General features: G+C 69.2%; 34 protein-coding genes and 1 riboswitch. Of the genes, 20 read left to right on the top strand and 14 right to left on the bottom strand.

Annotated features, from left to right (window positions below):
• Positions 1–221: 221 nt before the first annotated feature.
• From P3102_RS17135 to P3102_RS17150, 4 genes are read right to left on the bottom strand one after another with little or no spacing between them, the layout of a single operon-like run.
• Positions 222–1,319, bottom strand: coding sequence for a GTP-binding protein (locus P3102_RS17135; protein ID WP_276370479.1), 1,098 nt, complete (start codon positions 1,317–1,319; stop codon positions 222–224).
• Positions 1,316–1,489 carry a 50S ribosomal protein L32 gene (gene rpmF / locus P3102_RS17140; RefSeq protein WP_276370480.1) on the bottom strand — a complete coding sequence of 58 codons (174 nt, stop codon included), beginning with the start codon at positions 1,487–1,489 and terminating at the stop codon, positions 1,316–1,318. The genes P3102_RS17135 and rpmF overlap by 4 nt, the downstream gene beginning before the upstream one ends.
• Positions 1,489–1,746 carry a type B 50S ribosomal protein L31 gene (locus tag P3102_RS17145; protein WP_276370482.1) on the bottom strand — a complete coding sequence of 86 codons (258 nt, stop codon included), beginning with the start codon at positions 1,744–1,746 and terminating at the stop codon, positions 1,489–1,491. The genes rpmF and P3102_RS17145 overlap by 1 nt, the downstream gene beginning before the upstream one ends.
• Entirely contained in the window at positions 1,743–2,996 is a 1,254-nt protein-coding gene (locus P3102_RS17150) for a GTP-binding protein (protein WP_276370483.1), read from the bottom strand. The genes P3102_RS17145 and P3102_RS17150 overlap by 4 nt, the downstream gene beginning before the upstream one ends.
• An 84-nt stretch (positions 2,997–3,080) precedes the next feature.
• Between P3102_RS17150 and rpmB the strand changes: the two genes are divergently transcribed.
• The 6 genes from rpmB (at position 3,081) to cobA (ending at position 5,796) form a co-directional block, all read left to right on the top strand.
• Complete coding sequence (rpmB, locus tag P3102_RS17155) at positions 3,081–3,317, top strand: 50S ribosomal protein L28 (protein ID WP_005149951.1); 237 nt, start codon at positions 3,081–3,083, stop codon at positions 3,315–3,317.
• A complete protein-coding gene (gene rpmG, locus P3102_RS17160) occupies positions 3,317–3,484 on the top strand; it encodes a 50S ribosomal protein L33 (protein WP_005149953.1) in 168 nt (55 codons plus the stop codon). The genes rpmB and rpmG overlap by 1 nt, the downstream gene beginning before the upstream one ends.
• A complete protein-coding gene (gene rpsN / locus P3102_RS17165; RefSeq protein WP_276370496.1) occupies positions 3,484–3,789 on the top strand; it encodes a 30S ribosomal protein S14 in 306 nt (101 codons plus the stop codon). The genes rpmG and rpsN overlap by 1 nt, the downstream gene beginning before the upstream one ends.
• Complete coding sequence (rpsR, locus tag P3102_RS17170) at positions 3,786–4,034, top strand: 30S ribosomal protein S18 (protein WP_276370497.1); 249 nt, start codon at positions 3,786–3,788, stop codon at positions 4,032–4,034. The genes rpsN and rpsR overlap by 4 nt, the downstream gene beginning before the upstream one ends.
• Positions 4,035–4,098: 64 nt before the next feature.
• Positions 4,099–4,506: an ankyrin repeat domain-containing protein gene (locus tag P3102_RS17175; RefSeq protein ID WP_276370499.1), complete on the top strand. Its 408-nt coding sequence runs from the start codon at positions 4,099–4,101 to the stop codon at positions 4,504–4,506.
• Positions 4,507–4,560: 54 nt separating this feature from the next.
• A complete protein-coding gene (gene cobA, locus P3102_RS17180) occupies positions 4,561–5,796 on the top strand; it encodes a uroporphyrinogen-III C-methyltransferase (RefSeq protein ID WP_276370501.1) in 1,236 nt (411 codons plus the stop codon).
• Here cobA and P3102_RS17185 read toward each other — a convergent pair.
• Together P3102_RS17185 and P3102_RS17190 are read right to left on the bottom strand one after the other, a co-directional pair.
• On the bottom strand, positions 5,766–6,326 hold the full coding sequence (locus P3102_RS17185; RefSeq protein WP_276370502.1) for a GNAT family N-acetyltransferase: 561 nt from the start codon (positions 6,324–6,326) through the stop codon (positions 5,766–5,768). The two genes, cobA and P3102_RS17185, sit on opposite strands and share 31 nt — an antisense overlap.
• Positions 6,316–7,203, bottom strand: coding sequence for an alpha/beta fold hydrolase (locus P3102_RS17190; RefSeq protein ID WP_276370504.1), 888 nt, complete (start codon positions 7,201–7,203; stop codon positions 6,316–6,318). The genes P3102_RS17185 and P3102_RS17190 overlap by 11 nt, the downstream gene beginning before the upstream one ends.
• A gap of 118 nt (positions 7,204–7,321) precedes the next feature.
• Between P3102_RS17190 and P3102_RS17195 the strand changes: the two genes are divergently transcribed.
• The 3 genes from P3102_RS17195 (at position 7,322) to P3102_RS17205 (ending at position 10,898) form a co-directional block, all read left to right on the top strand.
• Positions 7,322–8,164: a crotonase/enoyl-CoA hydratase family protein gene (locus P3102_RS17195; protein WP_276370506.1), complete on the top strand. Its 843-nt coding sequence runs from the start codon at positions 7,322–7,324 to the stop codon at positions 8,162–8,164.
• Positions 8,165–8,201: 37 nt separating this feature from the next.
• Positions 8,202–9,905, top strand: coding sequence for an AMP-binding protein (locus P3102_RS17200; RefSeq protein ID WP_276370508.1), 1,704 nt, complete (start codon positions 8,202–8,204; stop codon positions 9,903–9,905).
• 234 nt (positions 9,906–10,139) lie between these two features.
• On the top strand, positions 10,140–10,898 hold the full coding sequence (locus P3102_RS17205; RefSeq protein WP_276370510.1) for a D-Ala-D-Ala carboxypeptidase family metallohydrolase: 759 nt from the start codon (positions 10,140–10,142) through the stop codon (positions 10,896–10,898).
• Between the two features lie 5 nt (positions 10,899–10,903).
• Here the strand turns inward: P3102_RS17205 and P3102_RS17210 are convergent, their stop codons facing one another.
• Genes P3102_RS17210 through P3102_RS17225 form a run of 4 tightly spaced genes read right to left on the bottom strand, consistent with a single transcriptional unit; the run spans position 10,904 to position 14,668 of the window.
• Positions 10,904–11,536, bottom strand: coding sequence for an NUDIX domain-containing protein (locus P3102_RS17210; RefSeq protein WP_276370512.1), 633 nt, complete (start codon positions 11,534–11,536; stop codon positions 10,904–10,906).
• Positions 11,533–12,726, bottom strand: a complete 1,194-nt coding sequence (locus P3102_RS17215) for an adenylosuccinate synthetase (RefSeq protein ID WP_276370514.1) — start codon at positions 12,724–12,726, stop codon at positions 11,533–11,535. The genes P3102_RS17210 and P3102_RS17215 overlap by 4 nt, the downstream gene beginning before the upstream one ends.
• Positions 12,723–13,697, bottom strand: coding sequence for a hypothetical protein (locus P3102_RS17220; protein ID WP_276370516.1), 975 nt, complete (start codon positions 13,695–13,697; stop codon positions 12,723–12,725). Before P3102_RS17220 ends, P3102_RS17215 begins: the two co-directional genes overlap by 4 nt.
• Positions 13,698–13,699: 2 nt before the next feature.
• The gene (locus tag P3102_RS17225) at positions 13,700–14,668 is read right to left on the bottom strand and encodes an adenylate cyclase (protein ID WP_276370518.1); all 969 of its coding nucleotides are present in this window, start codon (positions 14,666–14,668) and stop codon (positions 13,700–13,702) included.
• A gap of 110 nt (positions 14,669–14,778) precedes the next feature.
• Here P3102_RS17225 and P3102_RS17230 point away from each other — a divergent pair, with 110 nt between their 5' ends.
• Entirely contained in the window at positions 14,779–15,714 is a 936-nt protein-coding gene (locus tag P3102_RS17230) for a hypothetical protein (protein ID WP_276370520.1), read from the top strand.
• Positions 15,715–15,731: 17 nt separating this feature from the next.
• Positions 15,732–16,166, top strand: coding sequence for a hypothetical protein (locus P3102_RS17235; RefSeq protein ID WP_276370522.1), 435 nt, complete (start codon positions 15,732–15,734; stop codon positions 16,164–16,166).
• Between the two features lie 82 nt (positions 16,167–16,248).
• On the opposite strand, the gene P3102_RS17240 is transcribed toward P3102_RS17235, so the two are convergent.
• Both P3102_RS17240 and P3102_RS17245 read right to left on the bottom strand, forming a co-directional pair.
• Positions 16,249–16,626: a hypothetical protein gene (locus tag P3102_RS17240; protein WP_276370524.1), complete on the bottom strand. Its 378-nt coding sequence runs from the start codon at positions 16,624–16,626 to the stop codon at positions 16,249–16,251.
• Between the two features lie 23 nt (positions 16,627–16,649).
• Positions 16,650–16,868 (bottom strand): hypothetical protein, encoded by a 219-nt coding sequence (locus tag P3102_RS17245; protein ID WP_276370526.1) that lies wholly within the window; start codon positions 16,866–16,868, stop codon positions 16,650–16,652.
• Here P3102_RS17245 and P3102_RS17250 point away from each other — a divergent pair.
• The 7 genes from P3102_RS17250 (at position 16,861) to P3102_RS17280 (ending at position 20,874) form a co-directional block, all read left to right on the top strand.
• Complete coding sequence (locus P3102_RS17250; protein WP_276370528.1) at positions 16,861–17,316, top strand: hypothetical protein; 456 nt, start codon at positions 16,861–16,863, stop codon at positions 17,314–17,316. The genes P3102_RS17245 and P3102_RS17250 overlap by 8 nt on opposite strands.
• A gap of 150 nt (positions 17,317–17,466) precedes the next feature.
• A complete protein-coding gene (locus P3102_RS17255; RefSeq protein ID WP_276370530.1) occupies positions 17,467–17,700 on the top strand; it encodes a hypothetical protein in 234 nt (77 codons plus the stop codon).
• A 62-nt stretch (positions 17,701–17,762) separates the two neighbouring features.
• On the top strand, positions 17,763–18,374 hold the full coding sequence (locus P3102_RS17260) for a CDP-alcohol phosphatidyltransferase family protein (RefSeq protein ID WP_276371214.1): 612 nt from the start codon (positions 17,763–17,765) through the stop codon (positions 18,372–18,374).
• A 62-nt stretch (positions 18,375–18,436) separates the two neighbouring features.
• The gene (gcvH, locus tag P3102_RS17265) at positions 18,437–18,820 is read left to right on the top strand and encodes a glycine cleavage system protein GcvH (protein ID WP_276370532.1); all 384 of its coding nucleotides are present in this window, start codon (positions 18,437–18,439) and stop codon (positions 18,818–18,820) included.
• Between the two features lie 125 nt (positions 18,821–18,945).
• Complete coding sequence (garA, locus tag P3102_RS17270) at positions 18,946–19,413, top strand: glycogen accumulation regulator GarA (RefSeq protein WP_276370534.1); 468 nt, start codon at positions 18,946–18,948, stop codon at positions 19,411–19,413.
• Positions 19,410–20,180 carry a MerR family transcriptional regulator gene (locus P3102_RS17275; protein ID WP_276370536.1) on the top strand — a complete coding sequence of 257 codons (771 nt, stop codon included), beginning with the start codon at positions 19,410–19,412 and terminating at the stop codon, positions 20,178–20,180. Before garA ends, P3102_RS17275 begins: the two co-directional genes overlap by 4 nt.
• A 220-nt stretch (positions 20,181–20,400) precedes the next feature.
• Positions 20,401–20,874: a bifunctional nuclease family protein gene (locus P3102_RS17280; protein ID WP_005150031.1), complete on the top strand. Its 474-nt coding sequence runs from the start codon at positions 20,401–20,403 to the stop codon at positions 20,872–20,874.
• 281 nt (positions 20,875–21,155) lie between these two features.
• Here the strand turns inward: P3102_RS17280 and P3102_RS17285 are convergent, their stop codons facing one another.
• Positions 21,156–21,800, bottom strand: a complete 645-nt coding sequence (locus tag P3102_RS17285) for a TetR/AcrR family transcriptional regulator (RefSeq protein WP_276370540.1) — start codon at positions 21,798–21,800, stop codon at positions 21,156–21,158.
• Between the two features lie 266 nt (positions 21,801–22,066).
• Between P3102_RS17285 and P3102_RS17290 the strand changes: the two genes are divergently transcribed.
• Both P3102_RS17290 and gcvP read left to right on the top strand, forming a co-directional pair.
• Positions 22,067–22,648 (top strand): MerR family transcriptional regulator, encoded by a 582-nt coding sequence (locus P3102_RS17290; RefSeq protein ID WP_276370542.1) that lies wholly within the window; start codon positions 22,067–22,069, stop codon positions 22,646–22,648.
• 46 nt (positions 22,649–22,694) lie between these two features.
• A riboswitch (glycine riboswitch) is annotated at positions 22,695–22,796 on the top strand.
• 170 nt (positions 22,797–22,966) lie between these two features.
• The gene (gene gcvP, locus P3102_RS17295; RefSeq protein ID WP_276370544.1) at positions 22,967–25,846 is read left to right on the top strand and encodes an aminomethyl-transferring glycine dehydrogenase; all 2,880 of its coding nucleotides are present in this window, start codon (positions 22,967–22,969) and stop codon (positions 25,844–25,846) included.
• 3 nt (positions 25,847–25,849) lie between these two features.
• Here the strand turns inward: gcvP and P3102_RS17300 are convergent, their stop codons facing one another.
• The gene (locus P3102_RS17300) at positions 25,850–26,212 is read right to left on the bottom strand and encodes a nuclear transport factor 2 family protein (RefSeq protein WP_276370546.1); all 363 of its coding nucleotides are present in this window, start codon (positions 26,210–26,212) and stop codon (positions 25,850–25,852) included.
• Between the last annotated feature and the right edge of the window lie 38 nt (positions 26,213–26,250).

Genomic DNA, 26,250 nt, shown 5'->3' on the forward strand with positions numbered 1-26,250 from the left:
CCCAGGCGGCACTCATCCGATCCCTTACTGAACCTGGTCGCTGAAGCGGCTTCGGCCGATCGCAGGCCTTCACGCACTTCCACAGGGTGAGGTCCGGTTTCGTCGGCTGTACCCCTCACGAGAGAAAACCAAGGCGGCGGCCCAGCGGACACTCGTTCACCGAGAAGTGTCCCGAATGGACACTCGCACCCAGTCCGCTCGCCGCCAGGCCGACTCCTGCCTCAGTGGACGTGCACCGCTTCCCACTCCGGGAACGGATCCGCGCCGCCCGAACCGGCGGCCAGGCAGGACCGGAGCGAGTCCAGCAGGGCGTCCTCCTCCAGCCCGACCCCGATGAACACGAGTTCCTGCCGCGGCGCCTCTTCGACACCCTGTGGCTCGAACCGGGCGACCGACCCGGCCTGCGACCACAACCCGGTCACCCCCGGCCGCGACGTCAGCGAGAAGAACCCCTTCGACCGCAGGACCGTTCCGAACTCCCCGGAATCGAGCCTGCCGACGAAGTCCCACAGCCGTTCCGGATCGAACGCCCGCCCGGCACGGAAGACCACGCTCGAAATCCCGTACTCCTCCGTCTCCGGAACGTGATCACCGTTGAGTTCGGCCACCCAGCCGGGTGCCTCCTGCGCGCGCTCGACGTCGTAGCGCCCGGTGCCGAGCAACCTGTCGAGAGGGACCCGGCCGTGGGTCGAGACGATGACCTCGGCGGCCGGGTTGAGTCGCCGGAGCACCGCCGTCAGCCGGTCGAGGGAGCCGGGCGGGACCAGATCCGCCTTGTTCAGCAAGAGCACGTCCGCGAACTCGATCTGGTCCATCAGCAGGTCGCTGACCGTCCGCTCGTCCCCGTCGTACTGGTCGAGTCCGCGTTCGGTCAGCGCGTCGCCGGTCGCCAGTTCCCGCTCGAAGTTCACCGCGTCGACCACGGTCACCATCGTGTCGAGCCGCGCGGAGTCCAGCAGGGTGGCGCCGTCCTCACGGGCGAAGGAGAACGTCGCCGCCACGGGCATCGGCTCGGAGATCCCGCTCGATTCGATGAGCAGGTAGTCGAACCGGTCGTCTTCGCACAACCGCGAGACCTCGTCCAACAGGTCGTCGCGCAAAGTGCAGCAGATGCAGCCGTTGGTCATCTCGACGAGCCGTTCCTCGGTGCGGGACAGGCTGTTCCCGTCCCGCACCAGCGTGGCGTCGATGTTGACCTCGCTCATGTCGTTCACGATCACCGCCACCCGCAGCCCTTCGCGGTTGGCGAGGACGTGGTTGAGCACGGTCGTCTTGCCCGCACCGAGGAATCCGGACAGCACCGTGACCGGCGTCTTCACTCTCCACCCTGATGGCCGTGTTCGCTGAAGAAGTGTTTCATGAGCTTGCGCGGCACGAGCTTGGTCTCGCCGTTCAGCTTGATCGGCACGAGATCGGGCACGGCCGCCTTCCACCGCGAACGCCGGGACCGGGTGTTGCTGCGCGACATCTTCCGCTTCGGGACGGCCATTACTTCGACCCTCCGCGCCGTCCGTAGCGGCGATGGAACTTCTCCACCTGTCCGGCGCTGTCCATGATCCGCTGGGTGCCGGTCCAGAACGGGTGCGACGACGAGCTGATCTCGACGTTCACCACCGGATAGGTGTTGCCGTCGCTCCACTCGATGGTCTGCTCCGAGGTGGCGGTGGAGCGGGTCAGGAAGGCGTCCCCGGTGGAGAGGTCCTTGAACACCACTGGGTGGTAATCGGGGTGGATTCCCGGTTTCACTCTGTTTCGTCCTTTCGGTTCGACACGTTCACGTCGTGCTTTTCGGGGTCGATTTCCGTGTCTTCACACGGTTCTTCGTGCCACTCGCCGAACGGATCGGGGTAGCGGAGCCATTCCTGCTCCCCGGCGGCGAGTTCCTCTTCGGTCAGCAGCGCCTCGTTCAGGGCGGCTTCGATCTCCTCCGGGGTGGCCTGATCGGTGACGACGACCAGTTCCTGCGCGCGGTCACCGAACAGCGGGTCCCAGCGCAGGGAAGCGAGGGTGCGGCGTTCGGGGGAGACGTCGGCCCAGTCCGGACCGTCCGGGGCGGCGAGCCAGGCCCCGGCGTGCCCGACACCGAGACCACCGCCCGCGGATTCGATCCACAGCGCCATGTCGAGCTGACTCGCCACCCAGAGCCGTCCCCGGGTGCGAACGACGCCGTCCAGCAGGACGTCGATGGCGTCGTGGAGCCGCTCCGGGTGGAAGGGGCGCTGTGCGGTGAAGGTCAGCAGGCCGATACCGCAGTCGGTGTGCAACGGTGGCTCGCCGCGCAGCAGCGGTCCGTGCATGTCGGTGACCTCGCCGCGCCGGGCATCGGAGGGGACGGCGTCGAGAACGGTCTTCCCATCCACAGTGGACAGTTCGACGCGGGGGATCGACGGTGCGACCCGGTCGAGCACAGCCGAAGCCTTCGCCGCGGACCAGGCATCGGTCGCCGCGCCGGCGAGGACGAGCAGGTCGGCGAATTCGACTTGGGACAGCGCGACCTGGGCGACGGTGCGTTCGTCCTCGGGGCTGGCCCGCAGGTTCCGTTCCGCCAGCGTGTCGTCGCCGGTGCTGTCGGCCAGCCAGCCCGCGCAGTCGACGACGGTCAGCACGGCCCGCAGGTCGACGTCCTCGATCACCGGCCGCTCGCCGACGAGGACGTTGTGCAGCGCCCAGCTGACCGGTTCGGGCTCCATCGCCTCGTCGAGCCGCACCACGATGCGCCGCACCCGAGGCATCCGGGAGAGCTTGCGCAGCAGCGGGAGCAGGTCTTCGCGCACCGTGCACGAGACGCAGCCGTGCGCCAGTTCGAGGACGGTCAGCTGGTCGCGGTCACCGAGCCGGATCCGCCGCCGCACCACTCCGGAGTGAATCCGCCTCAGGTCGTGATGCACGACGGCGGTGCCGGGCTCGGCGAGGCGCAGCCGCTCGGCGAGGTCGGCGTTCGGTCCCGGTGCGAGGCCACTGATCAGGACGAGGGGCACGCGGGGGTTGTCGGTCACTGAAGCTCCGGGGCGTCGAGGGCGTTCTGGTTCGGCTGTGTAGAGTAAATGAAAACGACAACCGATATCAACTTGGGAGGGTGTATGTCCGCCGTGTGCCAGGTCACCGGCCGCAAACCGGGCTACGGGAAGCAGGTGTCGCATTCGCATCGGCGCACGTCCCGGCGCTGGGAGCCGAACCTGCAGGCCAAGCGGTATTTCGTGCCGAGCGAAGGGCGCTGGGTCCGGCTGCGGGTCTCGGTGAAGGGCATGAAGACCATCGACAAGCGGGGGATCGAGGCCGTCGTGGCCGAGCTCCGCGCGAAAGGGGTGAAGCTCTGATGGCCAAGAGCACCGACATCCGGCCGATCATCAAGCTCCGTTCGACCGCCGGCACCGGCTACACCTACGTCACCAAGAAGAACCGCCGGAACGACCCGGACCGCATGGTGCTGCGCAAATACGACCCGGTGGCGCGCAAACACGTCGAGTTCAAGGAGGAACGCTGATGGCCAAGAAGTCGAAGATCGCCAAGAACGACCAGCGCAAGGTGATCGCCGCGCGCCACGTCGAGCGCCGTCGCGAGCTGAAGGCCACCATCGCTTCGCCGTCCGCGTCACCGGAGGAGAAGGCCCTCGCGGTCTCGGCCCTGCAGGCGATGCCGCGCGACGCCAGCGCGACCCGGATCCGCAATCGTGACACCGCCGACGGCCGCCCGCGCGGCTACCTGCGGAAATTCGGGCTTTCGCGGGTCCGGATGCGGCAGATGGCGCACAACGGCGAACTGCCCGGCGTCACCAAGTCGAGCTGGTGAGCGCGATGGGCAAGCCGAACCGTGACCGTCCCGTCAAGCGCAAGACGAACCTGTTGCGTGCCGCCAAGATCACCGAGGTCGACTGGAAGGACGCCGATCTGCTGCGGAAGTTCGTCTCCGACCGCGGCAAGATCCGCGCCCGCCGGGTCACCGGGCTGACCCCGTGGCAGCAGAAACAGGTCGCCACGGCGATCAAGAACGCCCGCGAGATGGCGTTGCTGCCCTATCCCCGCGCGGGACGCTGACATCGCCGGTCCGGGCGGTGCGACACCCCGCCCGGACCGCGGCCGCTATGGGAGAATCGGCCCCATGACGGAGAACCCCGGACAGGCCGAAGAATTCGATCCCGAACTGCTGGAGCTGTGGGCGAAGGTCTTCGGCTTCGCCCGTTCGGGGGCGACCGCGGAGCTCGCCGCGTACGTCGACGCGGGTGTCTCGGCGAATCTGACCAACGACCGGGGCGACACGCTGGTCATGCTCGCCGCCTACCACGGTCACGCGGACACCGTCGCGGCGCTGATCGAACGCGGTGCCGACCCGAACCGCGAGAACGACCGCGGCCAGAGCCCGCTGGCCGGCGCGGTCTTCAAGAACGAACCCGAAGTCGTGAAGGCACTTCTCCAGGGCGGCGCGGACGCGACGGCGGGGGAACCGTCGGCGATCGACGCGGCCAGGATGTTCGGCAACACCGAGCTGCTCGAGTTGCTCCAGGGCTGAGGCGGTGCTCACTTGGATCGCGGTCCGGGCCACTGAATCCTTACACTGCCCCGCATGGATGACCCGCATTACCTTTCCGGCCTCGACCTGGCCGGCCGTCGTGTCGTGCTGATCGGTGGCGGGACGGTCGCCCAGCGCCGCCTGCCGCGGTTGATCGGCGCCGGCGCGCGGGTCGAACTGGTCTCGCCGAACACCACGCCGTCGGTGAGCGCCATGGCCGACGCCGGGGAGATCGTCTGGCACGAGCGCCGCTACACCGAAGGCGACCTCGCCGACGCCTGGTACGCGCTGGCGTGCACGGACGACCCCGAGGTCAACGCCGCCGTCTGCGCCGAGGCCGAACGCGCACGGGTGTTCTGCGTCCGCGCCGACGACGGAGATCTCGGCAGCGCGGTCACGCCGGCTTCGGGCAGGCACGGTGGCCTGCTGGTCGGCGTTCTCTCCGGTGGTGAGCCGCTGCGGTCGGCCACCGTGCGGGACAGCATCCTCGACGGCCTCCGCGCCGGCACCGTCGCCGACGGCCGCGTGCCGGACGTCCATGACGACCTGCCCGGCGTCGCCCTGGTGGGGGGTGGCCCCGGTGACCCGGAACTGATCACCGTCCGCGGCCGCCGTCTCCTCGCCAGGGCCGACGTCGTCGTCGCCGACAGGCTGGCGCCGCGCGAACTGCTCGACGAACTCTCGCCCCACGTCGAGATCGTCGACGCGGCGAAGATCCCGTACGGCCGCGCCGCGAGCCAGGAGGTGATCAACTCGACCCTGATCGACCGGGCCAAGGCGGGCAAGTTCGTCGTGCGGCTCAAGGGCGGCGACCCGTATCTGTTCGGCCGCGGCTTCGAAGAGGTCCTCGCCTGTGCCGAAGCGGGCATCCCGGTGACGATGGTCCCCGGCATCACGAGCGCGTTCTCCGTCCCCGCCGCGGCGGACGTCCCGGTGACCCATCGCGGTGTCGCGCACGAGGTCGTGGTGGTGTCCGGTCACGTCGCACCGGACGACGAGAAGTCGCTGGTGGACTGGGAACTGCTGGCGCGAATGCGAGGCACGATCGTGCTGATGATGGGCGTCGAGCGCCTTCCGCTGTTCGCCAAGGCGCTGCTGGCGGGGCGGCCGGGCGACACGCCGGTGGCGATCGTCGAGGACGGCACCATGCGCACGCAGCGGGTGCTTCGCTCCACTTTGGACAAGGTGGTCGACGACGCCGCCTCGGCCGGGGTGCGCCCGCCCGCGGTGATCGTGTTCGGTCCGGTGGCGGGGCTGGCTCAGCCCTCGCCGGCACCCTTCGAAACGTAGAACCAGTCGGTCCCGTCGTCGCCGGGCGAGTCGAGGTGGGCCGCCCGGACAAGGCCTGCTCGCAGCGCCACCCGCTGTGACGCCACGTTCTCCGGCCGGACACGGGCGATCACCAGGTCGTCCGGCCGGTGGACGCGGGCCCAGCCCACCACCGCGGTGGCGGCCTCGCCGGCGTATCCGGCACCCCACGAGGACGGGAAGAACCGGTAGAAGAGGTTCAGGACCGCGCGGTGCCGGAAGCCGACGATCTTCACCCCGCAGAATCCCAGCGTCTCCGCTGAGCCGTGCGGCCGGACCGTCCAGTACCCGAAGCCGTACCGGTTCCACTGGTGCGACCAGCGAAGTAGCAGCAGCTCCGCGTCTTTGCGCGTCTCCAGCAGATCCGAGGGGTTGTGCGCGCAAGCCTCCGGATCGGTGTGGAGGGCGAAGATCGCGTCGAGGTCTTCGGGGCCGGGCCGGCGCAGGAGCAGACGCGCGGTCCGCAGCTCCTCCACCCCCGTGTCCGGGGCCGGCGCCGCGTCACCGGTCATGGCAGCGCGCCGAGAAGCCGGTGATCGACTCGGTCAGGCGGGTCGGGTCGAGGCGCAGTTCGACCGGGCTGCGAGCCTGGACGAACTCGGCCGCCGGCATGTCCGCGGCCAGCGTGTCGGCGTCGCCGAAGGGGTGGATCGGGTCGCGCTCGTGGCCGATGACCAGTGCGGGGGTCTCGATCTTCCGCCGGACCGATTTGGGCGGCGCGATCCGGCCGAACAACACGCCGTGCAGGAGGGCGGCCATCGGCGCGGGCTCTTGGGACAGCGTGTCGGTGACGACGTCGACCCACTGGTTGCCGTGTGGCACGAGTCTCGCCGCGAGCGCGACTCCCCGCACGGTCACCGGCAGGAACCGGGCGGCCATGAGCAGCGGTGCGAACGTGATCAGCCCCGCGACGATCGCGTTGTCCAGCACGGGCATCTCGACGATCAGCCCGAGCGCGCGGTCCGGCGCGGCGACCCCCACTTCGAGCGCGACGTTGGCACCCAGCGAAGTCCCGCCGACGACCGCGGCGTCGATCTCGAGATGGTCGAGCAGCGCGACGGTCTGCTCCGCGAACGCGGGCATCGAGTACAGCCACGAATCGGTGGGCCGATCCGAATCGCCGTGCCCGAGCAGGTCGAGTGTCACCACCCGGAAACCGGCCCGCGCCAGCTTGCGGGCGAGCGGGGCGTGCATCCGCCTCGTGAGCATGATGCCGTGGGTGAGCACCACCACCCGGTCGCCGGAGCCGAACTCGGTGTAGGCGAGCCGGTGACCCGCGTAGGTGAAGGATCCCGACAGCTCGATGGGCCGGGAGGAGCGTCCGCGTCCGCGCGCGGTGCCGGGCGCGGGCGGGTCGGCGACCGCGATGGCGCTGCTGGCCGGGCTCATATCCCACCGTCCTTCGTCGATCGTCGGTACTGACCGGTAGTACCAGGAAAGCATCTCCGGGGTGGCCGGGCACAGTGGCCGTTGGCAACCTGTCGATCACATGAGTCAAGATGACCTCATGACCGCTACAGCCGACAGTCTTCCCGATCTCGTTTCGCTCGGGGTGGAGATCGACGGGCACGTCGCCGAAGTGACGCTGCTCGGTCCGTCCAAGGGCAACGCGATGGGCCCCGATTTCTGGCGTGAGCTGCCGATCGTCTTCCGTGCGCTCGACGCGGACTCCCGGGTCAGGGCGGTCGTGCTGACCGGCAGTGGCAAGCATTTCTCCTACGGCCTCGACCTGCCCGCGATGATGCCCGGCTGGGGCGAAATGCTCGGTGGCGACGCGCTCGCGGGCCCGCGGACGAAATTCCTCGACGAGGTCAAGTCCCTCCAGGCGAGCGTGTCCTCGGTCGCCGAATGCCGCAAACCGGTCATCGCGGCCATTTCCGGCTGGTGCATCGGCGGTGGCGTCGACGTGATCGCGGCCGCGGACATCCGCCTGGCGAGCGCGGAGGCGAAGTTCAGTGTGCGCGAGGTCAAGGTCGCCATCGTGGCCGATCTCGGCAGCCTGCAGCGGCTCGCGCCGATCATCGGCGAGGGACACCTGCGCGAACTGGCCCTGACCGGCAAGGACGTCGACGCCGCCCGCGCGGAAAAGATCGGCCTGGTCAACGACGTCTACGCCGATCAGGAGACGCTGCTCGCCGAGGCTCGCAAGCTGGCGCGGGAGATCGCGGCGAACCCGCCGCTGGTCGTGCAGGGCACGAAGAACGTGCTGTCGGCCAACACCGAACGGCAGGTCGCGGACGGCCTGCGTTACGTCTCGGCCTGGAACGCGGCGTTCCTGCCCAGCAAGGACCTCGGCGAGGCAGTCCAGGCCTTCCTCGAGCGCCGCGCGCCCGAGTTCACGGGAGAGTAGAAAGAACCGGCGGCCAACCAGGACCAGGAGGACGATCGTGAGCGCTTCGGAGGCCTACCGCACGTTCCGCGAGGCACGGGACTATCTGCTGGCCCATCGCGAGGACTACGAGACCGCCTATCGAGACTTCACCTGGCCCCGGCCCGCCGAGTTCAACTGGGCGCTGGACTGGTTCGACGTCGTCGCGGCCGACCCGGCCAACCAGGACCGGTACGCGCTGTGGATCGTCGAAGAGGACGGCATCGAGAACCGCTGGACCTATCCGGAGATGGCGCGGCGGTCGAACCAGGTCGCGAACTGGCTGCGCTCGCTCGGCGTGGCGAGGGGCGACCGGCTGATCCTGATGCTCGGCAACCAGGGCGAGCTGTGGCAGACGATCCTCGCCGCGATCAAACTGGGCGCGGTCATCATCCCCGCTTCGACCCTGCTCGGCCCGGCGGACCTCACCGACCGGGTCGAGCGGGGCGCGGCGAAACACGTGGTGATCCGGTCCGCCGACGCGCACAAGTTCGAGAACGTCGAGGGCGACTACACCCGCATCGCCGTCGGGGAACCGGTCGAGGGCTGGCAGTCCTTCGTGGACGCCTACGAGGAAACGGGCACTTTCACCCCCGACGGCCCGACTGCCGCGGAGGACCCGCTGCTGCTGTACTTCACCTCGGGGACCACCGCGAAGCCGAAACTCGTGCAGCACACGCAGGTCTCGTACCCGGTCGGACATCTGTCCACCATGTACTGGATCGGCCTCGAACCGGGTGACGTCCACCTCAACATCTCGTCGCCGGGCTGGGCGAAACACGCGTGGAGCAACGTCTTCGCACCCTGGAACGCCGAGGCGACGGTGTTCCTTTACAACTACGCCCGTTTCGACGCGGTTTCCCTGATGACGCAGATGGAACGGTGCGGCATCACCAGCTTCTGCGCCCCGCCGACGGTGTGGCGGATGCTCATCCAAGCGGAGCTGACCGTGCTGAAGACGCCGCCGCGCAAGGTGGTCGGGGCGGGCGAACCGCTCAACCCCGAAGTGATCGACCAGGTCGAAAAAGCTTGGGGTGTCACGATTCGCGACGGTTTCGGGCAGACCGAGAGCAGTGTCCAGATCGCCAACACCCCCGGGCAGGAGGTCGTGCCGGGTTCGATGGGCCGTCCGCTGCCGGGATTCACCGTGGCGCTCGTGGACCCCGTCACCGGCGAGCGCGCGCAGGAAGGCGAGATCTGCCTCGACCTCGAGAAGCGGCCGGTCGGGCTCATGGCCGGATACGCGGACGACGAAGAGCGCTCCGCCGCGGCCTTCGCGAACGGCTTCTACCACACCGGGGACGTGGGTTCGGTCGACGAACGCGGTTACCTCACCTACGTGGGCCGGACCGACGACGTCTTCAAGGCATCGGACTACCGGATCTCGCCGTTCGAACTGGAAAGTGTCCTGCTGGAACACGAGGCGGTCGCCGAAGCGGCCGTCGTCCCCGCGCCCGACCCGATCCGGCTCGCGGTACCGAAGGCGTACGTCGTCCTCACGAACGGACACGAGCCCACGGCCGGCACCGCGCTGTCCATCCTGGCCTTCTGCCGGGAACATTTGGCCCCGTACAAGCGAATCCGGCGGCTGGAGTTCGCCGAGCTGCCGAAGACCATTTCCGGCAAGATTCGGCGGGTCGAACTCCGGGGACGCGAAAACGACGCCGCCGAACGGCAGGCGGGGGAGTTCCGCGAAGAGGACTTCCCGCAGCTGAAAGGCTGACCGCTCGGCCGGGTCTACCACGACCACGTTCCGTGAAGGCCTCCTTGAGGGACCCAGAGTCCCTCAAGGAGGCCTTCACGGACTCGCCGAGACACAGCCCCTTGACAGGGCCGTGTGGGTCGAACGACCCACAGCGCGGTAACCGGAACCGGGCTAGCATCCCGTGCGGTGAATCGTTGACAACCCGTGGGGGTCACGGGTCTCACCTTCCCTGTCTCGAAAGGTGTTCCTGTCATGCGCATTCGTTTCCTCCTGCCGATGCTCGCCCTCGTGGCCGGGCTCGGTACCGCGGTCGCCACCCCGGCGGCCGCCGATCCAGGCCCGGTGGCGGCGGGCGAAGTGTCCGTCGCGGACGCCTGTTACTCCTGGGGCCGCACGTTGGCCGAGGGCGCGTCCGGTGAGGACGTCCGGCAGTTGCAGATCAGGGTCGCCGGATATCCCGGTTACGGGGGTGTGCTCGCCATCGACGGCCAGTTCGGCGCGGGCACCAAGGCCGCCGTCACCCGCTTCCAGCAGGCGTACGGGCTGGCCGCGGACGGCATCGCCGGATCGGCCACGTTCACCAAGCTCTACGCGTTGCAGGACGACGACTGCACGCCGGTCAACTTCACCTATGCCGAACTGAACCGGTGCAACTCCGACTGGTCGGGCGGCAACGTCTCGGCGGCGACGGCGAAGGCCAACGCGCTGGTCTCGATGTGGAAGCTGCAGGCGATGCGGCACGCCATGGGCGACCGGCCGATCGACGTCAACGGCGGCTTCCGCAGCGTCGCCTGCAACAACGCCGTCGGCGGGGCGACCAACAGCCGTCACCTCTACGGCGACGCGGTCGACCTCGGAGCGGGCTCGCAGGGCTTCTGCGGGCTGGCCAAGCAGGCCCGCAACCACGGCTTCAGTGAGATCCTCGGCCCGGGCTACCCCGGCCACGACGATCACACGCACGTGGCACACCGCTCTTCCCGTTTCTGGTCGGCGTCCTCCTGCGGGATCTGACCTCGTCACTCCCAGCGCCACAACGACGGCGGCCGTCCTCCCTTGGGGAGGGCGGCCGCGTGTTCGGTGGTGCGCCGCAGCCCGGGGACCCGTTCCATGGTCCGGCCGAGATTGGCCGGATAGGGGCGATCCCCGGTCAGCGCCTCGGTCGCGTCCAACGCCTGCGCCGTCGTGAAGATCGGGCCCAGAAGCCCGGCGGTGAACGCGACGTCCCGCCACAGCTGTTCGGCCAGCATCGGACGGCAGTCCGCCACGATCCGGTCGTGGTCGAAAGCCAGCGGCGGGACCTCGTCCAGCGGCGCCCAGACCACGTTCCCCGGGTCGTCGAGCGCGGGTTTCATGGTGGCCCACAAGGCGACGGAAAGGGTGGGACCGCGAGGATCACGGTTCGGCTCGTCGAAGGTGGCGAGCTGTCCCGTCGCCGAGAGCGCCTCCGGTGGCAACCCGAGTTTGGTGACCACCGCTCGGAGCGCCGCCTCCCGCAACCGCTCGCCGAGCCCGAGCAATACCCCGGGCAGGGCGAGTTCGCCTTCGAACGGCTCGGCGGCACGCGGCGCGATTCCCAGCAGCACGGTCCGCGTGCCGGGGGCGAACCGCACCACGAGCACGTCAACGGACACCGGAGTCGACTCGATCACGCGTCGATTGTCGACCTCGCCGCCGCGACCCGGTAACCGGCCCTGTCCGGGCCGTGTCCGGTGACGGCCACCGGCAGCCGTTCGCCGAACCACGCCAGCGGATCCGGCAGGTCGACGGCGGGGGAGCCGTCACCGGTCACGACCTTCAGCCCTGTCGCGTCGAGATGGGTCACCGCGAGCGCGTCCACGCCGTCGCAGGCCGCGATCGCGTGATCGAGCAGGGCAGCGTCGAGATGGCCCGCCCGCCACGCGCCCTGGAAGTCGCCGGTTTCGTTGTGCGCTTCGGGAAAACGGGCGAGCACGGCGGCGGACTCGGTCGGCAGCGGCCCCGCGCCGTGCCGGGTGAGATAGGTCCGCGTGACCCCCACCACCGTGTGCGGGCGCCCGCCCAGCAAGGCGCGGGCGTTGTGCGGGGTGGTGGTCGACCAGGTCGTATGCGGGTGGAACCCGTGGTGCTGGTCGAGGAGAACCCCCTGCGCTCCCTCGAAGACCAGCCGCCCGGCGTCCGCCAGCCGTCCTGTCTCGCCGCCGTCGGTGACCCGCACCGCGTCCGCGAAAGCGCGGTACAGCGCCACCAGTTCGTCCACCGTGTGCGGTGGCGTGGCGAGCGGGGCGTAGAACCGCGCGAGCGCGTCCAGTTTGCGCCGCAACACCGACGGGGTGGCGCAGTCGGCGACCGTGGGTGCTTCCCCCGGCGTCCCGATCACCTCCTGGCCCTCCACCACCGCACCCGGCACGGCTCCCGGCAGCAGCGAGTACCAGACGGTCTCGCCGATGCCTTTCCCGCACGAACCGTGCCGGTTCGCGCCCCGGGCCTCCTCCCTGGCGCGGTTCGCGTGGATGTGGAACGGAGTCGTGAGCAGGGCGCTCCCGTCCACGCTCAGCAGCGAGAGCGGGTTCCGGACGCCTGCCGCTTCGAGCCGCCGCGCTTCGGCGGCCAGCGCGAACGGCTCGACGAGCACGAACCGCGACAGATGGGTGGGCACACCGGCGAACGTGCCCGCCCCGAACTGACTGAACGTGTGGTGCCGACCGTCCACGACGACGTTGTGCGCGGCCTGTGCGCCTCCGTTGAACCGGACGACGGCGGTGGTGGGGCGGGCGGCGCACAGGGCGTCGACCACGGCACCCTTGCCTTCGTCGCCGAAGCCGAGCCCGACCACCACCACGTGGCCGTCCAGGAGACTCATCGCAGCACCACGTCGCTCGGGCCGCCGGCGTCGGGCACCGCCGAGGTGACGACCGACTTGGTGCCCAGTTTCGCCAGCGCCTTGCCCACGGCCGCGCTCTCGGCGACCGAGCCGACGTCCGCGAGATCGGCGAGCGCCCGGTCGACGTCGACGACCCGTTCCTCCAGCCCGATGGTGGCCGCGATCAGCTCGCACACCGCGCCGGGATCGTCGAGCTTGAGGAAGTTCTGGCCGAGCAGACCGCTCCAGTGCTCACCGATCTCCGGGTCGTGGTAGTACGACGACTGGTTCGGCAGCACGAAGTAGACGTGCCACTTGCGGGCGAGCTCCCGGTACACCGAGGCCGGGTCGATGTCCTCCCGCACGTCGTCCCCGATCACGTGGCGGAGGTGGCGTGCCTCCAGCACGGGCTTGTTCAGCTCGTCGCCGATGATGAACAGATAGCCCTTGCGGCCGCGGTTCTGCCAGGCGTCGGTGACCACGTGCCTGGCCATGAAGTAGGCGGCCAGTTCGTAGGATTCGCTCTTCTGCCCCCCGCCACCACCTTCGAGGAAGATCGTGCGCAGCTGCTCGTCCATCCGGTTGTCCGATTCGAACTGCCCGATCTGCAACGGGACCCGGTCGCTGTCGGCGTCGCCGATCGCCCCGAACAGCACCTGCGGGTCGGCCAGGTAGCCCCGGCGCTTGAGCAGGCCGTGCAGTTTGCCGAGCTTGCCCTGCATGATCCGCGGCACGCGGCGCATCGAGCCGGTGACGTCGAACAGCACCGCGATCGGTGTCGAATCGGCGTGGTCGGCCGAATCCCGGCATTCCCGGACGGCGTTCAGCGGGTCGAGCGCGGGCGCGACCTTCCACTCTCTCGCGGGTTTGGCGCGGAGATCGGCCGTGTAGCCGAAATCGTCCTCGCCCTTGGCCGCGCGGAAGGTCTTCGCGGCGGCGTAGGCGTTGTCGTCCCAGTGTCCGTGTCCCATGGTCAGGCTCCTGTCTCGGGGATGGTGAAGGGTCGGAAAGTGCGGGGGCCGTACAGGTCGTCGAGCAGTTCGTCGTACTCGTCCAGCAGATCGGCGGCGTCGGGTCGTTGTGCCGGGACGTCCTGGGTGCACCACGTCGCGAACTCGCGTTGGCGGGTTTCGTCCGGGGCCAGCAGGTCCAGCATCATGCGGTGGAGCAGGTGGACGTCCGTCGCCGCGGTCATCGGGAGTCCTTTGCGGACTTCCGGCGGATAGTCGATGGAGTTGTCCGTCGCCAGCGGGAGCACACCGTCTTCGACGGCGAAGGACCAGCCGGCGAGGACGATGCCGTGCTGTCCCGGATGGACGAGCACGTTGTCCGCGGTGAGGTGACCGTGGACGACACCCGCGCGGTGCGCGCCCGCCACGGCGCGCAGCAGGCGGCGGTGCATCCAGGCGTAGTCGCGGCCGTCGAGCCCGCCGGGGAAGGCCTTCCCGATATCGGCGAGGGTGACGAAGCCGTCGACGAGTGGATCGAGGACGCTGAACGCGCGGTCGCCCCTGGCCACCGGCCCCGAGGTGTCGAGCAGCCGGGGGTAGTAGGGGCGCAGCCACCGGTGCCGTTCGGTGAAGCCGTCGAGGGTGCGCAGTGCCGCCCATTCGGCGTGGATCAGCGGGTTGAGCGCCGGGTCGCGGACGAGTTTGACCAAATGGGGGCCCGTGGTCCGGTAGATGGTCGCGACACTGCCCACCGCGTGCGGCTCGGTGAGGGTGTAGGCGGAGGTCGCGGTGGTGACCGTCTGGCGCCGGGCGCGTTTCCACTCGTCGTGGAGGCGGTTGAGGGTGGCCGCGGCCCGGTGGGCGCGCTCGTCGCCGGGGTTGCGGTCGGGATGGAGCAGGGCCGCCAGCTCGCGGTGGCGATGGCGGGTGAACAGGGCGGCCGCGTCGACCGTGTTCTCGATCATCGTCATGGCGTCTTCCCTGGTGAGCATAGTTTGAGTCTATACGACTCTTACCTTCGTGGGCAAGGGGGTGGGTACAATTCCCGTTCCTCCCGGCGGCTTCGGGCAATAGAATGGGCGAGCCGAACAGGGGGGTGTTGGTGGTCTTCCGCGAACCGGATCGGAAAGACGGGCAGCGCACGAACACGATGATCATCGCGTTCGTGCTCGGGATCGTCTGGGGAACCGTCGCCGCCTTCGTCGGGCGGTGGACCGTCGAAGGGCTGGCCGGCACGTACGACGTGCGAGCGGTGATCTCCGAGTGGAATTCCACCACCACCGAAGGACAGCACGGTCCGCGTACCGGCTACGAGGTGCTGGCGATCGCCGAAGACGGCCGCGCGATCGAACTGCCGACACGAGATGCGTTCGGCCTCGCGGATCCGGTGGTCGCTCGGCTTTCTTCCGTGACGGACCGGGTTCTGTCCGTGCGCGGGGCCGCCGACGTCGTGGAAGCCCACCATCCGTGGGAGAAGATCACGGCGATGTCCCTCGGCTGGGTGCTCCTGGCGCTCGCGGCCATCTTGCTGTTCAGAGTGGCGAGACCAGGGGCCGCGCGGAAGGCGCTGTTGTTCCTGGCCGGGCTGGCCTCCGCCGCGTTCGTGGTGCTTACCCCGGACGGGTTCGGCGACCCGGCCTATCGTGAGGCGGCCGACCCCGTCCCGAATTTCTGGGAACTCCGTCGCGACCTATGGGGACCGCCGCCGGTGTTCGCCCGTGGACAGACCGCCGTATCCGGGGAAGCGGCCGTGCGTGTGCTCGACAGCAGGCCCGGACCGCCCGGTGGAGCCGAGGCGTGGTTGAGCGGATTCCACGTCCTCACCTTGCGGATCGAGGCGTCCCGCCTCGGTGACACAGCACTGGAGTTGTCGGCCGACGAACACGGTGAGCCTGAGCGGGTCAAGGACTGTGCGGGCGCTCCCGGCTCTTTCGACGGCACCACGGGTCTCGTCTGTTTCGTGGTCCCGCCGGGATATCGGCCCGGGTACCTGCTCGTCGGCGAACTCGACCGGGAAGTCCTGCTGAAGCTCCAGTGATCGACGAAAGGACTCCGATGTCGGAAAAAGCGCGGAAGTCCGGAGTTCTTTCCCTGGTTTTTTCGATCGTTCTCCCTTTTCTGGTGTTCATCGGCATCGTCGGGGCTCTTCTCGGTTCCAGCATCGGCGAATTGAGCACCGGTGAGGACGTCACGGTCACCGAGATCTCCGGGTGCACCGCGGAGGGTTCCGCGGTGAACGGCCGGCCCCCTTACTGCTCCGGGAAATGGCGCTTCGCCGATGGTCGTCCCGGAAGCGGCCGGATCCTCGGCGAGGAGATCGCGGCGGGGGACACGGTCTTCGCCGGGGACGGATTCGCCTACCGGACGAGATCGCCGTTGATCTGGAAGATCTCGGCGGGTGGCGCGCTGGGTCTGTTCCTCGCGGGAATGGTGATGGTGGGCGGCGTCATGTACCGGCTGGACGTGGGCAAGCGGCGTTGCGAAGACTGAGCGTGCGCGACCTTGTGTCCGGCCACAGTGGACTGTGGGGTGACGCCTGCCGCGAGCCCCGATCGTCCGGGGCGGCTGAGGCTCAGGAACGGATCGCTTCGATCTGCCGCTCGTCCTCGGTCGAGCAACTCGTCACCGGTTCGTTCGGCCCGCTCCCGCACGTCCAAGCACCGATCACCACCGGACCGGGGCCCTGCGGTGAAGCCGCTTCGGCGGGTGTCAGCTTGGCGAAGTAGTCCGTGAACACCTGGGTCGCTTCGGCACAGTCGGTCTTGCCGTTCGCGACGACCTTGTTCTTCGCGCCCTGGAGCCCGGCGACCTCGCCGCAGGGTGTCCCTGCGGGCACCGAGGCGGCGGCGGGGGAGGACGGCGCCGGCGCGGCGGCGGGAGCGGGATCGGCGCCGCACCCGCTCAGCAGGGCGACGGCGAACGCGGCGGGAACTACGGCGAGGCTCTTCATGGGCCCTTCTTCTCGGGGATGGTTCATTCGACGGGGACGACGGCGGCGAACACGTTCTGTTCGCCCTTGCTGCAACTGGTGCCGCCTTGCGCGGCGGGAGCGCCGGAGACGCACAGCCATCCGGCCACGGCCTCGCTGACGGGTTCGTCCGAGCCCGCGGACTGACGTCCGGCGATTGTCCTGTGGAACGAACCGACGATCCCGGTCGCGTCCGTGCAGGAGACCCCGGGCCCGTTGAGCACCTGCAGGATCAACCCGCTGGCCGCGGTGACCGTGCCGCACGAACCCTGTACCGGTTCGGCGGGTTTCGGCTGGGAAGCGGAATTCGGTGCAGCGGAGGAATTCGGCGCGGTCTGCGATGGGATCGGCGGCACCGACACGCTGGACACGCCCGTGGGGAGCGAGGGCGGCGAGGCCGACATCGAGGTGACGGACGGTGGCGGATCTTCGCCCGAACAGGCGGCGAGCGTTCCGGCGACGGCGCAGGCCGCGAACAGGCGCCACCACGTTCCCGTGGTCGTCGAGACGGGCAAGGCGATCCTTTCGTCGGCCGGTGGTGGCCGGCCCATTCTGACCCGGCCGGGCCCGATGCCGTGGCAGTGCGCCACGTTCGATTCGCGGGAGGCTATCGCGCCCGCGGCGCCACGGTACGCGAGGACCGCGCAACGACTGTCCATTGTGGATGATTAACATGCCGTTCACAGCGCGACAACACCCCGCTGTCGTCGCGAACCGATCGGACGAATCCACGCCGGATCCGTTAACGCGCGGCCCCGTTCTGCCGAAAACAAAGGTAGCGCTCCGGCGTGTCCCAGTCCCCGCCACGAAACCGTGAGAGTGATGAAGACCGACGAACAGACCGACCCCGCGTCACCCCTGGCCATCGCACCGGCGAGCGCGGAGCTGCCACCGACGGCACCGTGCACCGTCGTCTGGTGCGGGGGCCGCCCGTACGTCCTCGAGAGCTCGGCCGGCCACAACCGCTGGGTGGGCACCGATCACCGGGGCAGGCCCGTGGCACTGACCAGCGCGGATCTGCAACGCCGCGGCTGGACGCACACCCGGGCCAGCTGACGCGGGAGGGCGTGCGCCCCACCGACTAGGCTGAGCGGGTGAGTACGCCCCCCGAACCGAGCATGACCGGCGAAGAGCCTTCCCTGCTGCGGCAGGCCCTGAACGTCCCCAACATGCTTTCGATCCTCCGGCTCGCCGGGGTGCCGGTCTTCCTGTGGCTGCTTCTCGGCCCGAAGGAGGACGGCTGGGCGCTGGGGCTGCTCGTGTTCAGCGCGCTCACCGACTGGCTCGACGGCAAACTCGCCCGCTGGCTCAACCAGATGTCCCGGCTCGGCAGGCTGCTGGACCCCGCCGCCGACCGGCTCTACATCCTCGCGACCCTCATCGCCTTCCTGATCCGCGACATCGTCCCCTGGTGGCTGGTGGTCCCGCTGGTCGTCCGCGAGGCCGTGCTGGGCGTCTGCGTGCTGCTGCTCCGGCACCGCGGCTTCGCCCCGCCGGAGGTCACCTACATCGGCAAGGGCGCCACCTTCGTGCTGATGTACGCCTTCCCGCTCCTGCTGCTCACCCAGGGCGGATCCGACCTCGCCGCGATCGCCCGGCCGATCGGATACGCCTTCACGGCCTGGGGTGCGGTCCTGTACGTCTATTCAGGCGTGTTGTACGTCGTCCAGACCGCGCGGGCGCTGCGAACGGCCGAACCCGGCGAGTTGCGGGAGGCGGCGGGCGCGTGACCCGGCGGGATGCGAAACTGCGCGCGTCGGTTTCGAGTGCGGGCTGAGAAAGGGGAGCGGCGTTGTCCACTCCAGAAGAACTGCGGTACACCGAGGAACACGAGTGGGTCTCCGTGCGCGACGGCGGGCTCGTGCGCGTGGGCATCACGGAGTACGCCCAAGACCAGCTCGGTGACGTGGTGTTCGTCGAACTTCCCGAGGTCGGCAAGCAGGTCGGCGCGGGGGACACGTTCGGCGAGGTCGAGTCGACCAAGAGCGTTTCGGAGCTGTTCGCCCCGCTCGACGGCGAGGTGGTCGCGGTCAACGACGCGGTGACCGAGTCACCCGAGCTGATCAACAGCGACCCCTACGGCGAGGGCTGGCTCATCGAGCTCCGGCTGGACGACGCGAGCTCGGTGGAATCCCTCCTGGAGGCCGAGGCCTATCAGGCACTGATCAAGGAATAGCCGCAGGCCGCGGCCCTTCGGGAAGAGTAGGGGGAGCCGCGGGCCGGAGATTCGATCAGGCACGGTACGTTTGACCTCCACACGTTCTTGAGTAGTGGCAACACACATGCGTTAGGAGAGCTCAGGTGAGCACGAACGACGGGCCCGGCGTTCCCCCGGAGCAGTCTCCGGAGCGGACTTCTGTCTTCCGGGCCGACTTCCTGGCCGACGTCGAAGGCACTGAGGCTCCTCCGGCTGCCGAGGCCCCTGTCCAGGGTGTGGACGCGCTGCCCGCGGGTTCCGCGCTGCTGGTCGTCAAGCGGGGCCCGAACGCGGGTTCGCGCTTCCTGCTGGACCGCGACACCACCAGCGCGGGACGGCACCCGGACAGCGACATCTTCCTCGACGACGTCACGGTCTCCCGTCGGCACGCGGAGTTCCGCCGTGAGGGTGGCGAATTCGTCGTCATCGACGTCGGCAGCCTCAACGGCACCTACGTCAACCGCGAGCCGGTCGACCAGGCCGTCCTCGCCGGTGGCGACGAGGTCCAGATCGGCAAGTTCCGCCTGGTCTTCCTGACCGGCCAGGGGCACGGGGGCCAGGGGGCACGGTGACGGCGGCCGGGCGGCCTGATCGGGATGCGTCGCAGCGCGATGGGTTGAGCATCGGGGCCGTGCTGGCACAGCTGCGCGGCGATTTTCCCGATGTCACCATCTCCAAGATCCGGTTCCTCGAGGCGGAGGGTCTGGTCCAGCCGGGCCGGACCCCGTCGGGGTACCGGCAGTTCGCCCCGGCGGACGTGGAGCGCCTGCGGTTCGTCCTGTCCGCCCAGCGGGACCACTACCTCCCGCTGAAGGTCATCAAGGAACAGCTCGACGCGGCGGATCAGGGCGCCGCGTCCGCCGAGCACACCGCGGCGATGCCGCGGCTGCCGCGGAAACTCGTTTCACTCGACGCCCCCGGGGAGAACGGCGGACTGCCGTCCCCCGGGGACTTCGAGGCCGATCGCGAGATCAGGCTGACCGAGGAAGATCTGCTCCGCCAGGCGGGCATCGACGCCGCCACCCTGGCTGAGCTGCGGCAATACGGTCTCGTCCGCCCGGGTGCGGCGGGGTTCTTCGACCCTGACGCGGTCCTCGTCGCGAAGACCGTGAAAGCGATGACCGAATTCGGTATAGAGCCGAGACATCTGCGTGCCTTCCGGGCCGCGGCCGACCGAGAGGTCGGCTTGCTGGAGCAGATCGTGACCCCGGTGTATCGGCATCGTGACGAGGACGCCCGGGCTAGGGGTGACGAGGTCGTCCGGGAGCTCGCCGCGTTGACCGTGGCGTTGCACACGCTTTTGGTGAAGGCCGGAATACGGGCGGTCACCGGCGGGTGAACAGCCCCAGAGGACCGGGAGCCGTTACACGGCCACATGTCAATGACTGAATGTTCGGCACCCTATGCCGTACCGTGAGAGTTGGGTTTGCCACGGGCGAACCGAGAATGTCGGAGACAGCGAGCACAGCGCTCGGAAGACGGGTAGCGTCGGGGGTGCCGTCGCTTGATCGTCGAGACAAGCGTTGCAGCCCGTGCGCACGAGAGGGAGGCGAAGCCCGATGAGCGAGATGCGCGTCGTCGGCGTGCGGGTGGAGTTGCCCGCGAATCAGCCGATCTTGTTGCTACGGGAAACCGAAGGCGAGCGTTACTTGCCGATCTGGATCGGCTCGGTCGAGGCCACCGCCATCGCCTTGGAGCAGCAGGGAGTCCGTCCGGCCCGTCCGCTCACCCATGACCTGCTCAAGGAGGTCATCGGAGCGCTGGGCCGCGAACTGGAGCAGGTCGTCATCACCGACCTGAAGGAAGGCACGTTCTTCGCGGAACTGGTCTTCGACGGGGACATCCGCGTCTCGGCGCGACCGAGCGACTCGGTGGCGCTGGCACTGCGGGTGGGGGTCCCCATCCACGCCGTGGACGCGGTGCTGGAGGAAGCGGGCCTCATCATCCCCGACGAGCAGGAGGACGAGGTCGAGAAGTTCCGCGAATTCCTCGACTCGGTCTCGCCGGAGGACTTCCGCGGCGCGGACACCTGATTCTGGAATCTTGACGACGGGGCGGCGCCGGTGGCGCCCCCCCGTCGTCGTGGTCGTGAGGTTCGCGGCGTGCGTCGGCGACGGCCGACTGGCCGCGCTTGAAGTACATGATGGCCCCCTTCCTTGCGTCAGGCGCAAGGAAGGGGGCCATCATGTACTTCGGCGTGGGTGCGGCGTGGGTGTGACGGCCGCTGTGACCGCCGGTGCAGCTGGGGCCAACGTCCGGCTCCGGCGTCCGTGAGGGACTCTTTCACCCCCTTCAGGGCAAGCAGGGAGGCGGTTCAGGCGGCGGTCGCCTTGACGAACAGGTCCGCCAGCTCCCGGCCGTACCGCTGCAGGTCCAGCTTCGGGTCCGCCGCGAACTTCGCCGCGACACCGTCGATGGCCTGGGCGATCGACAGCGCCATCACGTCCGGCGCGAATCCGCCGAAAGCCCCTTCCTGTTGTCCCTGCCGTAGCTGCCGTTCGAGCCGGCCGGTCCGGAACTCCTCGACGAGCGGCGCCGACATGAACCAGCCCTCGGCGTCCGAGCCGCTCGAAGCCATCTCGACCATCACCCGCACCAGCTCCGGATACGAGCCGAGGAAGGCGATTTCCGACTCGATGTAGCCGCGCAGCAGTCCAGCCCGGTCGGTCGTGCCCTGGATCCGCTCCTCGAGGAACTTGTCCTTCATCCCGGTCGCGGTGGTGACCACGGCCTGCATCAGGCCCGCCTTGTTGGTGAAGTGGTACGAGATGATCCGGGTGCTGGACAGCCCGGCCCGCTCCTTGATCTTCGCGAACGACGTCTTGTGATAGCCGAGGTCGGAGATCGTCGCGATGGTGGCCCCGATGATCTGGGCCCGGCGGGCCGCCTCGGTGACCGACAGCCCCAGCTCCGCCTGGACCTCTTGAAGGGCACTCTGGGTGGAGGAATTTACTTGCATGAGTAAAAATTAACACGGGTGAGTAAAAGTGGCAAGCAGGCGACCGGGGAGGTGCCGTGCTCGACAAGCCTCAAGAAGAGCTTGAGGCCGACCGCGCGTCGCGTTGACCGGTTTGCCGGACGCGCTTACCGTCAATGAGGGTGAATCGCCAAGGTGTGATTCGGATGTCTGGGGCATTCGTCTTGACGAGGAACTCCGGTGCGGGCTCACCCGGGTCCGCGCGGCTTTGTTCGCCGGCCGCCAGGTCGGGCGAGGGGAGGCATGGCGTGGTCGAGGCTGGTAGCCCTCAAGAGCCGCTCGTTCCGGTCGCTGACGGCGAGCAGGGCGAGCTGTTCCCCGACTCTTCCCTCCCGGACGAACTCGTCGGTTACCGCGGTCCCGCAGCTTGCCAGATCGCCGGGATCACCTACCGGCAGCTCGACTACTGGGCCCGCACGAAGCTGGTCGCGCCGAGCATCCGCACGGCGCACGGTTCCGGTTCGCAGCGGCTCTACTCGTTCAAGGACATCCTCGTCCTGAAGGTCGTCAAGCGGCTGCTGGACACCGGTGTCTCTTTGCAGAACATCCGCGTCGCCGTCGACCACCTGCGCCTGCGCGGAGTCCGCGACCTCGCCAAGGTCACCTTGTTCTCCGACGGCACCACCGTCTACGAGTGCACCTCGCCCGAAGAGATCGTCGATTTACTGCAGGGCGGGCAGGGTGTCTTCGGGATCGCGGTCAGTGGCGCGATGCAGGAGATCAGCGGAACCATCCACGACTTCCCGGCCGAACGGGCCGACGGCGGCGTGATCGAAACGGCCACTCCGGACGAGCTCACGCAGCGCCGTAACGCACGTCGCACCGGCTGATCATGAAGCCGCGCGGGCGGCAGGGTAGGCTCACTTCCGCGGTCGACGAATCCGCGCGGGAGAGACCGAGCCGATAACCGTTGAGCTCGGCGCCGAAGGAGCAAGTCCTCCCCGGAACCTCTCAGGCACCCTGGACCGCGCGGAAGAGACGCCTCTGGAAAGTGGTTCGCCAGGTCACAGCCTGGCGGCCCCGCCGACGGTGCAAGCCCGGCGCAACACTCGGGCGAAACTCTCAGGCGCCCCCTCGGGGGTACGGACAGAGTGGGGAGGGCCAGGACGATCCGTCCCGGCCCCACCCCGCGTCTTGGGAGGTCCCCGATGGAGCCTGTCTCACTGGCCGCTCTCGAATCCGGAACCCCTTTCGCGGACCGGCACATCGGTCCCGGCACCGAAGAACTCGCGCGCATCCTCGACGTCGTCGGCGTCGCCTCCCTGGACGAGCTCGCCGAGCGGGCCGTCCCCGCCTCGCTGCGGGAATCCGCGACGCCGCCGGAGCTGCCGCCTCCCGCCACCGAGACCGGCGCGCTCACCGAACTCCGCGCGCTGGCCGCGCGCAACCGGCCGATGGTCCAGATGATCGGGCTCGGCTACCACGACACCGTGACCCCGCCGGTGATCCGCCGGAACGTGCTGGAGAGCCCGGCCTGGTACACCGCGTACACGCCGTATCAGCCGGAGATCTCGCAGGGCCGCCTCGAAGCGCTGCTCAACTTCCAGACCATGGTCGCCGAGCTGACCGGCCTGCCGATCGCCAACGCGTCGATGCTGGACGAGGCGACCGCCGCGGCGGAGGCGATGACGCTGGTCCGCCGGGCGGGCAAGGCGAAGTCGGCCCGGTTCGTCGTCGACGAGGACACCCTTCCGCAGACCATCGAGGTTCTGCGCACCCGCGCCGAACCGCTCGGTATCGAGCTGGTGACCGCGGATCTGTCCCAGGGCATCACCGGACTCGGCCTCGGCGGCGACTTCTTCGGGGTGCTGCTGTCGTATCCGGGCGCGTCGGGTGTCCTCCGCGAATGGGACCACACCATCGCCGAGGCCAAGGCGCTGGGCGCGGCGGTGGTGATGGCCGCGGATCCGCTGGCACTGACCCTGCTGCGGCCGCCCGGTGAACTCGGTGCCGACGTCGCGATCGGGTCGACGCAGCGGTTCGGTGTTCCGATGGGCTTCGGCGGGCCGCACGCGGCGTACCTCGCCGTCCGGCGAGGGCTCGAACGGCAGCTGCCCGGCCGGCTGGTCGGGTTGTCGAAGGACGCCGACGGCGCGCCCGCCTACCGGCTCGCGTTGCAGACCCGCGAGCAGCACATCCGCCGTGAGAAGGCGACGAGCAACATCTGCACCGCCCAGGTGCTCTTGGCGGTCATCGCGTCGATGTACGCGGTGTACCACGGTCCCGAAGGGCTGCGCGCCATCGCGAACCGCGCGCACCGGATGGCCACCGTGCTCGCGGCGGGGCTCGCCGAAAGTGGTGTCGACGTCGTGCACGGCGAGTTCTTCGACACCGTGATGGTCGCCGTCCCCGGCCGCGCGACCGGGATCGTCGCCATCGCCAGGGAACTCGGGGTCAACCTTCGGCTCGTCGACGCGGACCACGTCGCCATCGCCTGCGACGAGACGACGACCCGCGACCATCTCTGCCTGGTGTGGAAGGCGTTCGGGGTCGCGGTGTCCGATGTGGACTCCCTCGACGCGGACACCGCCGACGGCTTCCCGCCGGATCTGCGCCGCACCAGTGCTTACCTGGCGCATCCGGTCTTCCACACGCACCGCTCGGAGACGGCGCTGCTCCGGTACCTGAGGGCGTTGTCCGACAAGGACGTCGCGCTCGACCGGAGCATGATCCCGCTCGGCTCCTGCACGATGAAGCTCAACGCCACGGCCGAGATGGAGCCGATCACCTGGCCCGAGTTCGCCGGTCTGCACCCCTTCGCGCCCGCCGAGGACGCGGCCGGGCTGCTCACCGTCGTGAAGGATCTGGAGCGGTGGCTCGCCGGCATCACCGGTTACGACGCGGTCTCCCTGCAGCCGAACGCCGGGAGCCAGGGTGAGTTCGCCGGGCTGCTGGCGATTCGCGCGTATCACCGCGAACGCGGGAACGCGGCACGTGACGTCTGCCTTATCCCGTCCAGCGCGCACGGGACGAACGCGGCCAGCGCGGTCATGGCGGGGATGCGCGTGGTCGTGGTGAAATGCGACGACGAGGGCAACATCGACCTCGGCCACCTCAAGTCCACCGTGGACGAGCACGCGGACGACCTCGCCGCGATCATGATCACCTATCCCTCGACGCACGGCGTCTACGAGGACACCGTCCGCGAGGTCTGCGCGCTGGTGCACGACGCGGGCGGCCAGGTGTACGTCGACGGCGCGAACCTGAACGCGCTGATCGGGGTGGCGCAGTACGGGAAGTTCGGCGCCGACGTCTCCCATCTCAACCTGCACAAGACCTTCTGCATCCCGCACGGTGGTGGCGGGCCGGGCGTCGGCCCGATCGGCGTGCGCGCGCATCTGGCGCCGTACCTGCCGAACCATCCGCTGCAACCGGACGCCGGCCCGGCCACCGGCGTGGGCCCGATCAGTGCCGCGCCGTGGGGGAGCGCCTCGATCCTGCCGATCTCCTGGGCCTACGTCCGGATGATGGGGGCCGAGGGCCTGCGGCGCGCGACCCTGACCGCGGTCGCGAACGCCAACTACGTCGCCGAACGTCTCGCCGCGCACTATCCGGTGCTGTACTCCGGGCACGAGGGACTCGTGGCGCACGAATGCATTCTCGATCTCCGCGCGATCACCAAACGGACCGGCGTCACCGTCGACGACGTGGCGAAACGCCTGGCCGACTACGGCCTCCACGCGCCGACGATGTCGTTCCCGGTCGCGGGAACACTCATGGTGGAGCCCACGGAGAGCGAGGATCTCGGCGAACTCGACCGCTTCTGTGCCGCGATGATCGCGATCCGCGGCGAGATCGAAAAGGTCGCCGAGGGGGAGTGGCCGGTGGCCGAAAGCCCGCTGCGCAACGCCCCGCACACCGCGCGCTGTCTCGCCGGGGAGTGGAATCGTCCCTACAGCAGGGAGATCGCGGTCTTCCCCGCCGGTTTCACCGCCGCGAAGATCTGGCCTCCGGTGCGGCGGATCGACGGGGCCGCGGGCGACCGTGACCTCGTCTGCTCCTGCCCGCCGCCGGAGGCCTTCGCCTGAAGCTCAGCCGGGCATCTTGTCGAGAAAGCCCAGCACCTGCTTGATCCGCCCGTCCTCGACGGTGATGACGTCGAAGCCGATCGCCAGCGGTTCTTCCGCGCCTTCCGGCGCGAGGTACCACTGGAACCGCGCGATGTCGTGGTGCGCGTCGGGAACGGCAGGCAGGCTGAACTTCAGACCGGCGAACTGGGCCTGCGCGCCGGCGATGAAGCCGTCGACACCGTCGTGGCCGGTGACGGCGCCGAGCGGGTCGGTGTAGGTGGTGTCCTCGGTGAACACTTCGGCGATGAGCGCGCGGCGCTTGTCCGCGTCGGTCTCGTTCCACACGGCGATGTACTGCTCGGCGACGCGCTGGATGTCCGACATGGTGTCTCCTCGTTTTCTCGGGATTTGTCCGATGCCGC

The organism is Amycolatopsis sp. QT-25 (assembly GCF_029369745.1).
Taxonomy (GTDB): domain Bacteria; phylum Actinomycetota; class Actinomycetes; order Mycobacteriales; family Pseudonocardiaceae; genus Amycolatopsis.